The 17,369-nt window shown below is 32.6% G+C and carries 15 protein-coding genes; 8 read left to right on the top strand and 7 right to left on the bottom strand.

Annotation, left to right across the window (positions count from 1 at the left end):
* Positions 1-3 precede the first annotated feature (3 nt).
* From mnmG (MWH28_RS04455) to rnpA, 7 genes are all read right to left on the bottom strand, one after another.
* Positions 4-1,881: a tRNA uridine-5-carboxymethylaminomethyl(34) synthesis enzyme MnmG gene (mnmG, locus tag MWH28_RS04455; protein ID WP_248618092.1), complete on the bottom strand. Its 1,878-nt coding sequence runs from the start codon at positions 1,879-1,881 to the stop codon at positions 4-6.
* The gene (gene mnmG / locus MWH28_RS04450) at positions 1,874-3,751 is read right to left on the bottom strand and encodes a tRNA uridine-5-carboxymethylaminomethyl(34) synthesis enzyme MnmG (RefSeq protein ID WP_248618091.1); all 1,878 of its coding nucleotides are present in this window, start codon (positions 3,749-3,751) and stop codon (positions 1,874-1,876) included. Before mnmG (MWH28_RS04450) ends, mnmG (MWH28_RS04455) begins: the two co-directional genes overlap by 8 nt.
* 12 nt (positions 3,752-3,763) lie before the next feature.
* Complete coding sequence (mnmE, locus tag MWH28_RS04445) at positions 3,764-5,149, bottom strand: tRNA uridine-5-carboxymethylaminomethyl(34) synthesis GTPase MnmE (RefSeq protein WP_248618090.1); 1,386 nt, start codon at positions 5,147-5,149, stop codon at positions 3,764-3,766.
* A gap of 96 nt (positions 5,150-5,245) precedes the next feature.
* Entirely contained in the window at positions 5,246-5,872 is a 627-nt protein-coding gene (jag, locus tag MWH28_RS04440; protein WP_248618089.1) for an RNA-binding cell elongation regulator Jag/EloR, read from the bottom strand.
* Position 5,873: 1 nt separating this feature from the next.
* A complete protein-coding gene (locus MWH28_RS04435; protein ID WP_248618088.1) occupies positions 5,874-6,527 on the bottom strand; it encodes a YidC/Oxa1 family membrane protein insertase in 654 nt (217 codons plus the stop codon).
* Between the two features lie 21 nt (positions 6,528-6,548).
* On the bottom strand, positions 6,549-6,773 hold the full coding sequence (yidD, locus tag MWH28_RS04430) for a membrane protein insertion efficiency factor YidD (protein ID WP_248618087.1): 225 nt from the start codon (positions 6,771-6,773) through the stop codon (positions 6,549-6,551).
* Positions 6,774-6,777: 4 nt separating this feature from the next.
* Positions 6,778-7,116, bottom strand: a complete 339-nt coding sequence (rnpA, locus tag MWH28_RS04425; RefSeq protein WP_248618086.1) for a ribonuclease P protein component — start codon at positions 7,114-7,116, stop codon at positions 6,778-6,780.
* Between the two features lie 389 nt (positions 7,117-7,505).
* Between rnpA and dnaA the strand changes: the two genes are divergently transcribed.
* The 8 genes from dnaA (at position 7,506) to gyrA (ending at position 17,157) form a co-directional block, all read left to right on the top strand.
* Positions 7,506-8,870 carry a chromosomal replication initiator protein DnaA gene (gene dnaA, locus MWH28_RS04420; RefSeq protein WP_248618085.1) on the top strand — a complete coding sequence of 455 codons (1,365 nt, stop codon included), beginning with the start codon at positions 7,506-7,508 and terminating at the stop codon, positions 8,868-8,870.
* A gap of 312 nt (positions 8,871-9,182) precedes the next feature.
* Positions 9,183-10,289, top strand: a complete 1,107-nt coding sequence (gene dnaN / locus MWH28_RS04415; protein WP_248618084.1) for a DNA polymerase III subunit beta — start codon at positions 9,183-9,185, stop codon at positions 10,287-10,289.
* A 19-nt stretch (positions 10,290-10,308) separates the two neighbouring features.
* On the top strand, positions 10,309-10,518 hold the full coding sequence (locus MWH28_RS04410; RefSeq protein ID WP_248618083.1) for an RNA-binding S4 domain-containing protein: 210 nt from the start codon (positions 10,309-10,311) through the stop codon (positions 10,516-10,518).
* Between the two features lie 17 nt (positions 10,519-10,535).
* A complete protein-coding gene (gene recF / locus MWH28_RS04405) occupies positions 10,536-11,642 on the top strand; it encodes a DNA replication/repair protein RecF (protein WP_248618082.1) in 1,107 nt (368 codons plus the stop codon).
* A 2-nt stretch (positions 11,643-11,644) separates the two neighbouring features.
* Entirely contained in the window at positions 11,645-12,514 is an 870-nt protein-coding gene (locus MWH28_RS04400) for a DciA family protein (RefSeq protein WP_248618081.1), read from the top strand.
* A 16-nt stretch (positions 12,515-12,530) separates the two neighbouring features.
* Positions 12,531-12,785 (top strand): extracellular matrix regulator RemB, encoded by a 255-nt coding sequence (gene remB / locus MWH28_RS04395; protein ID WP_248618080.1) that lies wholly within the window; start codon positions 12,531-12,533, stop codon positions 12,783-12,785.
* Positions 12,786-12,823: 38 nt separating this feature from the next.
* The gene (gene gyrB, locus MWH28_RS04390) at positions 12,824-14,731 is read left to right on the top strand and encodes a DNA topoisomerase (ATP-hydrolyzing) subunit B (protein WP_248618079.1); all 1,908 of its coding nucleotides are present in this window, start codon (positions 12,824-12,826) and stop codon (positions 14,729-14,731) included.
* A gap of 11 nt (positions 14,732-14,742) precedes the next feature.
* A complete protein-coding gene (gene gyrA, locus MWH28_RS04385; protein WP_248618078.1) occupies positions 14,743-17,157 on the top strand; it encodes a DNA gyrase subunit A in 2,415 nt (804 codons plus the stop codon).
* Positions 17,158-17,369: the final 212 nt, after the last annotated feature.

Here is a 17,369-nt window from a genome sequence, read left to right as displayed (position 1 = left end):
TAATTATTCCTCCTCATTCCTACTTAACTGCTCTAAATAAACGGTCAATACCGATATATCTGCTGGAGAAACACCAGAGATTCGAGCAGCTTGTCCAATAGATAGAGGTCTAATTTGATCTAATTTCTCTCTAGCTTCAATCCTCAGACCTTCTATTTGATGGTAATCTATTTCTTCAGAAATCTTTTTATCTTCTAGCTCCCTCTGCTTTTCAATCTGTTTTAATTGCTTTTTGATATAACCTTCATATTTTAATTGAATTTCAACTTCTTCTTGTACATCATAAGATAGATCCGGTCGATTCGAATCAAGTGGGGCCAATGATTCATAATCAAGCTCTGGCCTCTTGATTAATCGCCCTAGATTATCCTTATTCTTCAACTTAGTACTACCTAAATCCTCTAACTGCTTTTGAATTTCTTCCTTAGGATAAATAGTAGTCTCCTTTAAGCGAGTCATTTCCTCTTCAATTGCTTCCTTTTTATCTGTAAATTTTTCAAACCTTTTTTCAGAAATCAATCCCAATTGATAACCTAAAGAAGTCAATCTCAAATCTGCATTATCTTGACGTAATACCAATCTATATTCAGCTCGAGAAGTCAACATCCGATATGGCTCTTCAGTTCCTTTAGTAACTAAATCATCAATCAAAACCCCAATATAAGCATCAGAGCGTTTCAAAATAAATGGTTCCTCTTCCTTTAAATCTAAGACAGCATTAATTCCAGCTAATAAACCTTGAGCTGCTGCTTCCTCATAACCACTTGTGCCATTAATTTGTCCGGCTGTATATAAGTTTTTGATCTGCTTAGTCTCTAAAGATGGCTTCAACCTAGTAGGATCGATAGAGTCGTATTCAATTGCATACGCAGGTCTAATAATCTCTGCCTCTGCAAATCCATCTAATGTTCGTAACATCTCAACTTGAATATCTACTGGTAAGCAAGTTGAGAAACCGGATAAATACATTTCATAAATATATTCTCCTTCAGGCTCAACAAAGACCTTGTGGCGATCCTTATCAGGAAATCTATCAACCTTTGTCTCAATTGAAGGACAATAACGAGCTCCCTCCCCTTCAATTTGACCACAATGCATTGGAGAACGCTCTAGGTTATCCATAATTACTTGATGAGTTTGTTGATTAGTATAGACCATCCAACAATCACGGCGTTCTAGTTGATTATCAATCTGTTGGTTAGTAAAAGAAAAAGCTATTGGTCGGTCAATACTCGGCTGTTTTTTCAACTGATTAAAATCTATAGTTCGCTTGTCAACTCTAGGAGGTGTACCAGTCTTAAATCTCCTCAACTCAAAACCTAATTCTTTTAAATGATCAGATAAGGCATTAGATGGAAATTGATTATGAGGGCCAGAGTTAAATCTTCTCTCTCCAATAATTATTTCACCTTTTAAGAAGGTTCCCGTCGTTAAGATAACCTTCTTGCCTTTGAATTCAACTCCACTTTTAATCCTAACACCCGTTACACTATCCTGCTCAACAATTAACTCCTCTACCATCCCTTGGCGTAGATCAAGGTTTTCTTCTTGCTCTAGAGTCTCTTTCATCTTAAGATGATACATCTTCTTATCGGCTTGAGCCCTTAAAGCATGAACTGCTGGACCTTTACCTGTATTCAACATTCTTAACTGAATACAAGTCTTATCAATATTTTTAGCCATCTCTCCTCCTAAAGCATCTATCTCTCTTACAATATGGCTCTTAGCTGGTCCACCAATAGCAGGGTTACAAGGCATCAAAGCAACATTATCTAAATCAACAGTTAATACCAAACTCTTAAACCCCATTCGTGCAGCAGCCAAACCTGCTTCACAACCAGCATGTCCTGCTCCTACCACAATCACATCATAATCAGTCATCATCTCCTCCTCCTCTCTTTAACTCTTCCAAGTGAATCATCAAAACTGAAATATCAGCTGGTGAAACTCCAGAAATTCGAGAAGCCTGACCTACAGATACTGGTCTAATCCGTTCTAATTTCTCTCTAGCTTCTTTCCGTAAATTATCTAAATTTTGATAATCAATCCCCTCAGGAATCCTTTTATCTTCCATCTGCTTAAATTTCTCAACTTGACTTAATTGGCGATCAATATAGCCTCGATATTTAGTTCTAATCTCCAACTGCTCTGCTATCTCTGTATTTACCTCTGGTACTTCAGAGGTGAATTTATCTAAGTCTTGATAATCTATCTTTGGTCTCTCTAAGATAGTAGCTAAGCTGACAGGTTTCTTTAACCCCCCACTACCCAATTCCTTGAGTGCCTCTAGTACCTTTTGAGTCGGAGTGATTTGAATATTATTTAATTCTTCTAAATTTTTAGCAATAGTTTTACGTTTATCCTCAACCTGCTGATATTGCTCTTCACTGATTAATCCTAAACGATAACCAATTGAACTCAACCTTAAATCAGCATTATCCTGCCTTAAAATCAATCTATATTCTGCTCGAGAAGTCAACATCCGATACGGCTCATTAGTCCCTTTAGTAACTAAATCATCAATCAAAACTCCAATATAAGCATCAGAACGTTTCAAAATTAATGGCTCTTTACCCTGCAAAGCCAAGACAGCATTGATTCCAGCCATTAATCCTTGTGCTGCTGCTTCTTCATAACCACTTGTTCCATTGATCTGACCTGCTGTATATAGATCTTGAACTACCTTATTCTCCATTGTTGGCTGCAATTGATATGGTGGGATATAATCATATTCAACTGCATAACCAGGTCGCATAATCTCTGCTTCTTCTAAACCAGGAACACTTCTGATAATATCAGCTTGAAAATCCTCAGGCATACTCGTTGTCAATCCATTAAGATAAAGTTCATTAGTATGTAATCCTTCAGGTTCGACAAATACCTGATGGCTATTCTTATCAGGAAACCTCATTATTTTACGGTCAATTGAGGGACAATACCTTGGCCCTTCCCCTTCAACAATTCCAGTTGTCAAAGGTGAATGTTCAATATTATCTTCAATCACCTGTTTTGTCTTATGATTAGTATAAGTCAACCAACACGGAACCTCTTCTCTTTCTTGACGAGGTTGAAAGAAGGAAAACTGAATTCTTTCTTTCGAGCTAGGATGAATTGTCATCTTAGAAAAGTCTACCGATTCTTTATCAATTCTAGGAGGTGTTGCTGTTTGAAATCTATCTAATTCAACTCCTGCCTCCTTTAAACTTTCTGCTAAATCAGTTGCTGCAAACTCTCCTTGTCTTCCTCCAGTATATTTAATATCTCCAATGATTACTTTACCATTAAGTGAAGTTCCAGTAGTCAAGATAACTTTAGAGGCTTGATAGTCCATTCCAGTTATCGTTTTAACTTCTGTCACTTGATGGTTATCTATTATCAAATCAGTTACTACAGTCTGCTTTAAGTCTAAGTTATCCTGTTCTTGTAAGACTTTAGTCATCTCAAATTGATATTTATTCTTATCAGCTTGAGCTCGTAAAGCATGAACTGCTGGCCCTTTAGAAGTATTTAGCATTCTAATATTAATATAGGCCTTATCAATATTTTTGCCCATTTCTCCTCCTAAGGCATCTATCTCCCTTACAATATGCCCCTTAGCTGGCCCTCCAATTGATGGATTGCAAGGCATTAAAGCAATGTGATCAGCATTTAAAGTCAATAATAAAGTTTTACAACCCATTCGTGCACTAGCTAAAGCAGCTTCACAACCTGCATGTCCTGCTCCAATAACTATAATATCATAGTTTCTCATCTTTCCCCCTCCTTATTTCCCCAAACAAAAATCAGCAAAAATTTGATCAATAATATCTTCACCAATTGTATCTCCTGTAACCTCTCCAACTGCTTCCAAAGCCGCCCTTAGATCAATCGTAATAAAATCATTTGGTAATCTTTTTTCAAAAGTTTCTCGCACATCCAATAACCTTTGATGAGCCCTATCTAAAGCATTCTTATGCCTCATATTTGTAATTAAAGTCTGATTACTAGCTCTAATATCACCACTGAATACTAAATCTGAAATTACATCCTCTAATCTATCAATTCCTTCATTCTCTATCGCAGAAGTCTTAACAATCGGAGTTTCGGGCAACAATTCTTCTAGAGAATCTAAGTTTAAATTATTATCAAGATCGAACTTATTAGCAACAACAACCTTCTTTTTATCCTTAATCAATTTTATCAAGTCTCGATCTTCTGTAGTAATTCCTTGATTTATATCTACTACTAACAATACCAAATCTGCTCGCTTTAAAAACTGTTCACTCTTTTCTACTCCAATCTTTTCTACCTTATCTTCTGTCTTTCTAATCCCAGCAGTATCGATTATCTTTAATGGAATCCCATCTATGTTAATTACTTCTTCGATTACATCTCGTGTCGTTCCTGGTACTTCAGTTACAATCGCTCTTCTTTCTCTCAACAATGCATTTAAGAGGCTGGATTTTCCGACATTTGGTTTGCCAATAATAGCTACCTCTAGGCCTTCCTTTAAAATTTTACCTCGTTGACTTGTTGCTAGTAAGTCACTTGTCTTTTTAATTGCTTCATTAATCCTAGCACCTAACTGGTCAGGATTAAAATCTTCAATCTCATCTTCTGGAAAATCAATAGTTGCCTCTAAATGGGCCAACAAAGAGACTATATCCTGTTTAATCTGATCAACTTTTTTAGATAATCCACCTTCTAGCTGATCAATAGCTACCTCTAATCCCACTTCAGTTTGAGAACGAATTAAATCTATAATCGCTTCAGCCTGGGCCAAATCTATCCTTCCATTTAAGAAGGCTCGTTTTGTAAATTCACCAGGATCAGCTAGTCTTGCTCCACTATGTAAGACTACATCTAATATTTTCTGGACTACTATTGGCCCACCATGGCAATCAATCTCTACAATATCCTCAGTCGTATAAGTTTTAGGAGCTTTCATCACTAGAGTAATCACTTCATCCACAATCTGTTGATTGCGTGGGTCAATAATTTGACCATAATGAGCAGTATAACTATCTACCTCAACTAAGCTCTTCTCCTTCTTACTTACAAAGATTTCTTCTACTATTTCAATAGCTTCTGGACCGCTAATTCTAACAATTCCAATTCCACCTTCACCTACTGCAGTTGAAATAGCAGCAATTGTATCAGTTACATACATTAATCTCACCCCTAATTAATAAACTACCCTAAGTTAATATTTTTAATTACTAATTAAACAAACCCAGCATTTTAATTAAAATACTGGGTTTAAATCTTAATCAGCTACAATAGCTACCTTGCGATAAGGTTCTTTTCCCTCACTATAAGTAGAAACACCAGACTTGTTTTGCAAAGCACTATGAATAATCTTTCTTTCATGAGCAGGCATCGGATCTAAGATCACTTTTCTTTTCTTTTTCTTCGCCTTCTTAGTCATCCGAAAGGCTAATTTTTCTAAAGTCTTTTTGCGCCGTTGTCGATAGCCTTCAGCATCTACAACTACACGCACATATTCACTATCACCCTTATTAATCGCTAAATTAGTCAAGTATTGTAATGAATTTAAAGTTTTACCCCTATATCCAATAATAATCCCTAATTCATCACCAGTTATATCTAAAATTATTTTTCTATTATTTAAGTCTTTTTCAACAACCTTAACCATCAAATTCAACTCCATCTGCCCAATAACTTCCTCTAAAAACTCTTTAGCTAGTTCAGCTTTATCTATCTTTTTAACAACCTCAACTTTAGCATCTCTTTTCCCAAAGAGACCTAAAAAGCCTGATTTAGATTCTTCTAACACTTCATAATTTACATCTTCTTTACTTACTCCTAGTTTTTCTACTCCTTTAGTAAGGGCCTGTTGAACCGTTTCCCCTGTTGCAATGACCCTCTCCATTTTAAGTTGATTCCTCCTTTGATTCAGTAGGTTCTCTATATAAAAAGTACTGCTGTGTTGCCATAATCAGATTAGAAGTAAACCAATACACTAAAACACCAGCCGGTAACCTAAACCCAATAAAGATAATAAATACTGGCATAAATAATGCCATCTTATTATTACCACCTTTTCCTGTCAACTTCTGAGTCATTAAACTTTGTCCCAACATTACCAAACCAGTTAAAATAACCAATGGTAAATAAGGACCACTCAAATCAGGAATTACTAAGAAGGATTCTCCTATTAATTCTTCCCAATCTTGTAATGCTCTAAATAAAGCGACTAAAATCGGCATTTGAACAAGTAATGGTAAGCAACCTGCCGCAGGATTTACTTTATGTTTTTGATATAATTTCATAGTTTCCTGTTGATATTTTTCTTGATCATCACCATACTTTTCTTTTAACTCTTCCATTAGTGGTTGTAACTCTTGCATCTTCTTCATAGAACGTGTCTGTTTAGATACTAATGGAAATAAAAGTAACCTAATACTTACAGTTAATAAAATAATCGCTGAACCATAACTCCCGGTAAAACTATATAGCTGGGCTAATAATGTTTTCATAAAATCTCCCAACCATCCAAAAACTCCTACTGAAAATAAATTTACCAAAATAAACCCTCCCAAATTAGTTTAATCTACTGGATCATATCCTCCAGAATTAAATGGATGACATCTTAAAACTCTACTAATTGCTTTAATTCCTCCTTTTAAAACACCATACTTTTCAATCGCTCTAATTGCATACTCTGAACAACTAGGATAAAACCGACAGCTCTTTCTCAATTTCAAAGGAGAAATAAAGACTTGGTAGAATCTAATTATTTTGAGCAATATTTTTCTAAATAATCCATTCATCAGATCAACCTTTCAATATTTTAGCTTTTCTAAATAAATGATTCATTGCACTCTCTATCTGCTGATAAGATGCATCTACAATCGGCTTTCGGGCAATTAAAACAAGATCTAATCTTGTAGTTAATTTATCTTTGTTATGCCTATAAGCTTCTTTTAGAACCCTCTTTACTCTATTTCTGACTACAGCCTTACCAATTTTTTTGCTGACTGAATAGCCTACTCTTCTTGTTGGTTCTCTAGTAGCTAGTACATACAAAACAAGTAACCGATTAGCAACTGAGTTTCCCCTTCTATAAACTCTTTTGAACTCATGTGTCTTCTTCAATTTTCCATCCTTGACCATCAATAAGTTCCTCCCTAAAACTAAAGAAGTTTAATTCTTTAGCTATCTTTCTTACAATTTTTTATAATCTAAGACACTATACTAAATTATAGATTATCTAGTCAGGGCATGTCAAGACTTATTAAATTATTTTATTGAATTATCCACAAAATTTGTTGATAAGTTGTTAATAATTTGTTATTATTAGTGTGTAATATTGAACTTGATTGCTTAAAATTTAATATATTAATAATTTAGTACTTAAATTATTACAAAGATTAGTTATTCACCTAAATCAAGGCTTTCTTGTGGATAACTAATTCTTTTTTTAGCTTTATTTTTAGATAATAAACAATTTATCCACAAAAAGATTAATCTTTTTGTGGATAAGTTTTCTAGGAGGTTATAGTGTGCTTGAAAAAACTCCAAAAAAATTATGGGACAAGGCACTGAGTAAAATCGAAACTAAATTGAGCAAACCAAGCTTTGAAACTTGGTTTAAGTCAACTAAAATTCTTACAATTCAAGGAAATTCACTCGTTATTGAAGTTCCTAATGAATTTGCTAAAGACTGGCTAGAAACAAGATATTCTAATCTAATCCAAGAAACGATTTCAGAAATAACTAATGATTCTTACAATATCAAATTTATTATTCCTGAACTAAAGGAAACTGAAGAGATATTATTAAAAGATGATTCAAAAGAGGTTACAGAAGAGGCTCAACAAGAAGAAAACCCTTCAGTTTTAAATTCTAAATATACTTTTGATACTTTTGTCATTGGGAATAGTAACCGCTTTGCTCATGCTGCATCTTTAGCAGTAGCAGAAGCACCAGCTAAAGCCTATAATCCACTCTTTATTTATGGAGATGTCGGTTTAGGAAAAACTCATTTAATGCATGCAATTGGGAATTATATCCTTCAACATAATTCTGATATGAAAGTTATGTATTTAACTTCAGAGAAATTTACTAATAAACTAATTAATTCCATTAGATATGATAAAACTATACAATTCAGAGACCAATATCGAAGCATCGATATTTTACTGATTGATGATATTCAATTCTTAGCTGGTAAAGAAAGAACTCAAGAAGAGTTTTTCCACACCTTTAATGCTTTACATGATGCTAATAAACAAATTATTGTTTCAAGTGATAGACCACCTAAAGAAATACCAACTTTAGAAGAACGACTGAGATCAAGATTTGAATGGGGGCTTATTACTGATATTCAAAAACCAGATCTAGAAACTAAAATAGCAATCCTAAAAAAGAAAGCTACTCTAGAAGACCTTGATATTCCAAATAATGTAATAGTTTATATTGCTAATAAAATAAAATCAAATATTCGAGAATTAGAAGGGGCATTGATTAGGGTAGTAGCTTACTCATCATTGATTAATGCAGATATTACTATTGATTTGGCCCAAGAAGCACTCAAAGATATTGTAGATAATTCTTCAAATGCTAAAACATCTAAAGAAATTACAACTAATCTAATTAAAGAAGTTGTTGCACAACACTATGGTATTAGAATCGAAGATATGAAGTCGAAAAAAAGAACAAGAGCAATTGCTTTTCCACGTCAAGTAGCAATGTATATTTCAAGAGAATTAACTGATCTTTCTCTACCCCAAATTGGAAATAGATTTGGAGGAAGAGATCACAGCACAGTATTACATGCTTACAACAAAATAGAAAATAAAAGCAAGGAAGAAGAAAGTTTCAAAAATAATATAGATAAATTAATAAACCAGATTAAAAAACATTAATGATGCCTGTGGATAACATTGTGGATATCCTGTTGATAACTTGTTGATAACTCTATTTTTTTGTGGATAATTCTTCTGCAAAAAATACCCCTGTGGATATGTGGATAACTATCCACAACTTATCCACAACTTATCCACAGGGACAAACCCTTTCATGTCAAGGGTCGAAGTTACTTATCAACACTATCCACAGGCCCTACTACTACTACTACTATCTTTTATAATAAATAAAGTAATAATAGTTTTTAAGATAAATAATTACGTAACCCTAATATAGAGTAATTAAAATTAACCATCAAGGAGGTTTTAAAAGTGAGAGTTAAATTGCAACAAAAAGAATTTTACCAAGGAATTCAAACTGTAAGAAAAGCTGTTTCATCAAAAACCACTTTACCTATTTTATCAGGAATATTATTAAAAACAGAAGGAGATAAATTAAAACTTGTTGGTACAGATTTAGAAATAGGAATAGAATGTTTTGTTAATACTCAAGTTATTCAAGAAGGTGCCATTGTTTTACCTGCTCAACACTTTACTAATATCATTAGGGAGTTGCCTAATGAAGAAATAATTTTATCAGCAGAAACATCTAATAATACAGCTCAAATTAAATGTGGCAATTCTCAATTTAATATTCATGGTTCACCAGCAGATGAATTTCCATTATTACCTGAAGTTGAGTCAGGAACCAAATTAACAATTGAACAACAGAGATTAAAGAAAATAATTGAACAGATTAAGTTTGCAACTTCAAAAGATGAAAATAAGCCTTTTTTATCTGGGGGACTGTTATTACTTGAAGATGAAACGGTTAAATTAATTGCTACAGATACTTATCGTCTTGCCTATAAGGAGAATACTATTACTGATAAGCAAGGAGAACTAACTAAAGCAATAATCCCTAATACTACTTTGCAAGAACTAACAAAATTATTGGATAACCAAGAAGAAAAAACCAAAATTGTTCTTACTGATAATCAAATTTTATTTAAATTTTCTGGGATTTCAGTTGTATCAAGGTTAATAGAAGGACAGTTTCCAAACTACAAGCAAGTTATCCCTGATACTTCAGAAACAGAAATAGTAGTCAATACTCAGCAATTGTTACAAGCAACTAAACGAGCAGCTTTATTAGCTAAAGAAGATTCTGATATTATCAAGGTTAACTTTAATGAAGATGGACTGATTATCACTTCTAATGCTCCCGAAATCGGTCAGGCTTATGAAGAAATCCCAATTTCTTTAGTTGGCCAAGAAACAGAGATTGCTTTTAATGCTAAGTATCTTCTAGATGCTTTAAAAGTAATTTCTGATGAAGAAGTCACTATAAAATTATCAGGGCCATTAGCTCCAGGTGTAATTAAAACCAAATCTGAACAAGAATATATTTATGTAATCATGCCGGTAAGAAGTGCTTAATTAAAATAGGAGGGGAATTATGGAAAAAATAAAGTTAAACACAGAGACTATTAAACTAGATCAGTTTTTAAAATGGGCCAATTTAGTTAGTACAGGCGGAGAGGCTAAAATGCTTATTCAAGCAGGAGAAATTATGGTTAATCAAGAAATAGAACAGAAAAGAAGCAGAGTTTTAAAAGCAGACGATATAGTTGAATACAATGGTCGTAAATATCAAATAATTACTTAGGGAGTGGTTAGACAACCTTGTTTTTATCCCAGCTTTATCTAAGAAACTTTAGAAATTATAATCATGAACATTTAAGTTTTAATCAAGATTTAAATCTAATTATTGGGGCCAATGCTCAAGGAAAAACCAATCTTTTAGAAGCTATCTATTTATTAGGAACTGGAAGTTCTCATCGGACTAATATAGATTCCGAATTAATTAAGTGGAATGAAGATAAGTTTTATTTAAAAGGAGAATTAATTAAAGACAACCAAAAATATCAGCTAGAGATAAATAGTAAAGGTAGAAGTAAGGAGATTAAAGTTAACTCTAATAAGTTACAGCGAGTAAGTGATTTAGTCGGTTACTTAAACATAGTCATTTTTTCGCCAGAAGATTTAAATTTAGTTAAAGGAAGTCCTAGTCGAAGAAGAAAGTTTATTAACCTAGAAATTTCTCAAGTTAGCTCTTATTACAAGCACTTATTAACAGAATACAGAAAAGTTTTAAAGCAAAGAAATAATCTGTTAAAAGAAATTAGAGATAACAATACTCCTCAACATATGCTACAAGTCTGGGATCAACAACTAGTTGATTTGGGAAGCAAAATTATAAAGAGAAGATTAGAAGCACTAGATAAATTAAGTATTTTATCTAAGCTAATGCAGAGAAAAATTACTGATGGAAAAGAAACACTTATCTTAAAGTATGACACTAAATTACAATTAACCAGTGATTCGAAAGAAGAAATAAAAGAGAAGTTCAGTCAATCATTGAAAAAATATAGAAGGCAAGAAATTGAACATGGTGTTACAAAAATTGGCCCGCACAGAGATGATATTTCATTACTTGTAAATGACATTAACATAAGAAAATTTGGTTCACAAGGACAACAGCGAACAACCGCACTAGCTATTAAATTAGCTGAATTAGAATTTATGAAAGCGGAGATAGGGGAATATCCGCTACTTTTATTAGATGATGTATTTTCAGAACTAGATAATCAACGTCAAATTCAACTATTACAAAATATTCAAAATAAAATTCAAACTTTCATTACAACTACTCACTTAGATTATAGACAAAGTTTTGACAAGGAATATAAATTTTTTAAAATTAAAAGTGGATCTGTAACTGAGGGATAATAATGGCTAAATTAATTAAAGAAATTTTAGAAAACACGTTAAACAACTTAGGAATTGAAAAGAAAATAAAAGAAAAGCAGGTGCTAATCTTATGGCATCAAATCAATAATAAAGAAATCAACCTTCATACTGAAGCAAAATATATCAACAGAGGAGTTTTATTTATAACAGTAGATAATCCCACATGGGCACATCAGTTATTATTTATGAAAGAAGATCTAATAACAAAGCTAAATCAAAAATTAGACTCCAATTTAGTTAAGGATATTAGGTTTAATGTAGGAAGTATTTCAAAGACTAAAAATAAAACAAAGGTTAAAAAAGAGACTGGATATCAAGAAGTTAAATTGAGTTTGCAGGAAGAAGAAGATATAGAAAGAATAACAAATCAAATTTCAGACTCAAAATTAAAAGATAATTTTTATAAGTTAATGAAAACATTTAAAGAAAAGAATAAGTGGAAAAAATCAAATAGCTGGAAGGTATGCCCTGAATGTTCAGTTCTAATTTCCCCTGACAACGAGAAATGTCCAATTTGTGAATTAAAGAATAATGAAGGGCTCAATTTAGAAGTAGAAAGTTTATTATCTAGTAGTCCATGGTTGAGCTATAAAGATATTATGGAGCTATATCCTAATCTTTCAAAACAAGAGTTTGAGTCAATAAAAAATAATTTAATTCAAAAATTAAAATTAAAAATAGATCGATTGATGATTAAAGCTTTAGAAAAAGAAATCGAATCTCAAGAAGTGAAAGTGATAATTCAAAACTATGTAATGTTAAAAACAGAACTAAAGCCAACAAATTTAACTAAAAAATTAATCGAAGAGGTAATCGGGAGCAATTATATGAAAATTTACCAACAATTATAAGGAGGGTAGTTCATTTATGTTACACTTAGGAAAGGGTAATGTTATTTCCCTCAAGGATGTTGTTTTGATAGCTGATTTAGAAACTACTACACAAGCGAAAGAAACAGAAGAGTTTCTAAAAATAGCAGAAGCAGAAGGCTTTATAATAGATTACTCTGAAGGTAATCCAAGATCTTTTATTGTTACAGATGAAACAGTTTATTATTCAATGATTTCTTCAAATACCTTAGCTAAAAGAGTAAATGTCAAAGATAATCTAAACTGTGATTAATTAATCACAGTTTAATAAGTTTAAACGGAGGTTTTATAATGGAAAGAGAATTAAACTATGACGCAGAACAGATTCAAGTATTAGAAGGATTAGAAGCTGTTCGCAAAAGACCAGGTATGTATATAGGAAGCACCGGAGAAAAAGGGCTTCATCATTTAGTTTATGAAGTTGTTGATAATAGTATAGATGAAGCATTAGCTGGTTATTGTGATCAAATTGAGGTTCAGATTAAAGAGGATAATGTAGTTACGATAATAGATAATGGACGTGGTATTCCAGTTTCTGCACATTCGAAAATGAAACGACCAGCTGTTGAGGTTGTAATGACCGTATTACATGCTGGAGGTAAATTTGATGCAAAAAGTTATAAAGTTTCCGGTGGGTTACATGGAGTTGGAGTATCAGTAGTCAATGCTTTATCAGAGTGGTTAGAAGTAGAGGTTTGGCGAAATAATAAAGTTTATTATCAGCGATATCAACGAGGGATTCCTGAAGAAGATTTAAAAGTAATAGATGAAGCTGATAAAACGGGAACTAAGATCACATTTAAAGCTGATGAAGAAATTTTTGAGATTCTTAGCTATAAATATGAAACATTAGCTCAAAGGTTAAAAGAATTAGCTTATCTAAACAAAGGAATTGAGATTAAAATAGTTGATAGTAGGAAAGAAGAGGAAGTCGAACAAGACTTCAAATATGAAGGCGGAATTATCTCGTTTGTTAAAGAAATAAATAAGCACGAAGTTCCCTTGCATGAAGAGGTTATTTTTTTTGAAGAAGAAGTAGATGATGCTCAAGTTGAAATTGCAATTCAATACAATACTAACTATGTAGATAAGATATTTACTTTTGCTAATAATATCAATACTCATGAAGGGGGAACGCATCTTAGTGGGTTTAAAAGTGCCTTAACAAGAACAGTTAATGATTATGCTCGAAAGAATAATTTTCTCAAAAAAAATGATGCTAACCTTTCAGGAGATGATATTAGAGAGGGCATTGTAGCTATAATCAATACTAAACTAGTTGATCCTCAATTTGAAGGTCAAACTAAGACTAAACTAGCTAATAGAGAGATAAGAGGAATAGTAGATTCAATTGTATCTCAGAAGTTAAGCACTTTTTTAGAGGAAAATCCTAAAGAGGGAAAGAAAATTGTTGAAAAAGCAATTACTGCTGCTAGAGCTAGGAAAGCCGCTAAAAAAGCTAGGGACTTAACTAAACGTAAAAGTGCTTTAACAAGTACTTCCTTACCAGGAAAGCTAGCTGATTGTTCTTCTCGAAATTCGGAAAAAAGTGAAATATATATAGTTGAGGGGGATTCAGCAGGTGGATCAGCTAAGCAAGGAAGAGATAGAGAGTTTCAAGCCATTTTGCCCTTAAAGGGTAAAATATTGAATGTTGAAAAGGCTAGACTGAATAAAATTTTAAATAACAAAGAGATAAGAGCGTTAATTACTGCTTTAGGTACTGGTATAGCAGATGAATTTGAGATTAGTAATCTTAGATATGAACAGATTATTATTATGACCGATGCTGATGTAGATGGAGCTCATATAAGAACTTTACTATTAACTTTCTTTTATCGGTACATGAAGCCTTTAATCCAAAAAGGATATATTTATATTGCACAACCTCCACTTTATAAAGTGACTAAAGGAAGAAAAAGTGAATATGTTTATAATGATAGGCAACTACAAGAATTATTAAATGAAATTGGTTCGAAAAGGGTTTCCTTACAAAGGTATAAGGGATTAGGAGAAATGAATCCAGAGCAATTGTGGAAAACTACAATGGATCCTGAAAATAGAACACTTTTGCAAGTGCAAATAAATGATGCTATTATGGCAGACGAAATATTTACAAAATTGATGGGAGATAAAGTTAAGCCTCGCCGTGAATTTATTCAAAGTCATGCTAAAGAAGCTCAGAATTTAGATGTTTAGGGGGATATTTCATGAAAGAATTAAATGATAATGTAAAGGTAGTAGATATTGAAGAGGAAATGCAAGAAGCTTATATTGATTATGCAATGAGCGTTATAGTTGGTCGTGCTTTGCCAGATGTAAGGGATGGTTTAAAACCTGTTCACAGAAGAATTTTATATGCTATGAATGAACTAGGAATGAAGCCAACACAATCTCATAAAAAATCAGCTCGAATTGTAGGAGAAGTTTTAGGTAAATATCATCCCCATGGAGATACAGCTGTGTATGATACTATGGTTAGAATGGCCCAAGATTTTTCTTATCGTTATCAGCTAGTTGATGGACATGGTAACTTTGGTTCGATTGATGGAGACTCAGCTGCAGCAATGAGATATACTGAAGCAAGAATGACCAATATAACAACTGAGTTATTATCAGATATAAAAAAAGATACAGTAGATTTTGTTGAAAACTTTGATGGGACTTTAGAAGAACCAGAAGTTTTACCAGCAAGAGTTCCTAATTTATTGATTAATGGTTCCTCTGGGATTGCAGTAGGGATGAGTACAAACATTCCACCTCATAATATTAAAGAGGTTATTGATGGGGTTATAGAATTAATAGATAACCCTCAATTAGAAATTACCGAACTAATGAAAATAATAAAAGGCCCTGACTTTCCTACTGGAGGAAAGATAATGGGACGTAAAGCTATAAAAAAATATTTTGAGACTGGAAGAGGTAAGGTTAAGCTTAGAGCAGAAACTAAAATTGAAGAATTAAATAATGAAAAAGCACAAATAATAATTACAGAATTACCTTATCAAGTAAATAAAGCAAAATTAATAAAAAAAGTTGCTCGATTAGTAAGAGAAGAGAAAGTTGAAGGGATTACAGATTTACGTGACGAATCTGATAGAAGAGGGATGAGAGTAGTTATTGAATTAAAACGTGGGGTTAATCCACGAATCATTTTAAATAAGCTATATAAGCACACTAGATTACAAACAACTTTCGGTATTATCATGTTAGCTTTAGTTGATAAGGAACCACAAATTTTAGGGATTAAAGAAGTGTTGAACCATTATATAAATCACCAAAAGGATGTAATTACTAGGAGAACAAGATATGATTTAAATAAAGCAACAGCTAGAGCTCATATCTTAAAAGGGTTTAAGAAAGCTTTGGATAATATCGAGCGAGTAATAAAAGTTATCCGCTCTTCTAAGAACTCTTCAATTGCTCGCAAAAGATTAAAAGATGAATTTGAATTTTCTAAGAAACAAGCTAAAGCAATTTTAAATATGAGATTACATCGGCTAACTAATTTAGAAAGAGATAAAATTGATAATGAGTATGAACAATTAGAGAAAAAGATCAAATACTTACAATCAATTTTAGCTAGTGAAAAGAAATTATTAGATGTTATTAAAGAAGAAATACTAAAGTTAAAAGATAAATACTCTGATGATAGAAAAACTAAAATCATTGACCAAGATATTGATTTAGATTTGGAAGATTTAATTGAAGAAGAAGAAGTGATAATTACATTAACAGAACAGGGGTATATAAAAAGAATGCCATTAGATACATATCGTAATCAACATCGTGGTGGGAAAGGAATTATAGGTATCAAAACTAAAGAAAATGATACGGTTCAAAACATCTATACCACCTCAACCCACGACTATATCCTGTTCTTTACTAATATGGGACGCGTTTATCGTTTGAAAGGTTATCAGATTCCTGAATCAGGAAGACAAGCGCGAGGAACAGCAATTATAAATTTATTAGAAATTGAATCAGATGAAAAAGTTACAACTGTAATGCCAATCTCTGAGTTTGGAACTGACCAATACCTAGTAATGGCCACTAAGCAAGGAATTATAAAGAAAACTAAAATTGATGAATATGATACAAACTATACTGGTTTAATTGCTTTAACGCTAATTGAAAACGATGAATTAATTGATGTTAAATTAGCTAATGATGAGCAAGAAATTATGCTAGCTACTAAGCAAGGGTTGGCTATTCGTTTTTCTGAGCAAGATGTAAGAAGTGTTGGTCGAACAGCTAGAGGAGTGAAGGGTATAAGTTTGGAACAAGGTGATCAAGTAATTGGTATGGAAATTGTCAATGAGGATGGAGATTTATTGGTGATTACCGAAAAAGGGTATGGCAAGAGAACCCCATTACATGAATACAGAACTCAAAGTAGAGGTGGCAAAGGACTAATTACTTTAAATAGAACTGATACTAATGGAGATTTAGTTGAAATTAAGATGGTAGATGAAAATGAAGAAATTATCATTATTAGTGAGGAAGGTATATTATTAAGAACTTCAATTTCTGAAATTTCTTGTACAGGTCGAAATACTCAAGGAGTTAGAGTTATGAATTTGAATGAAGATGATAGAGTTGCTTCTATTGGGTATGTTGATTAAAAAGCAAGGGGGTTAAGCCCCCTTTATTCTACTTCTTTAACTTTTAAGTTTACGATGTGTACTGGGTGTATACGATATCTGCATAAAAAATTAATCTTTTTCTTGACAAGTTTGGAGTAGGGTGATATACTACTCGATGTTGCCGCAAAAAAAGGAAGTTTGGCGACAAAAAAGATTTCAAAAAAGTTCTTGACAAACAAGAACGAATTTGA

This window comes from Natroniella sulfidigena, assembly GCF_023223645.1.
GTDB classification, from domain to species: domain Bacteria; phylum Bacillota; class Halanaerobiia; order Halobacteroidales; family Halobacteroidaceae; genus Natroniella; species Natroniella sulfidigena.
Note: the sequence above shows the minus strand (reverse complement) of the source record. Positions and strands in the feature narration are given on the sequence as shown.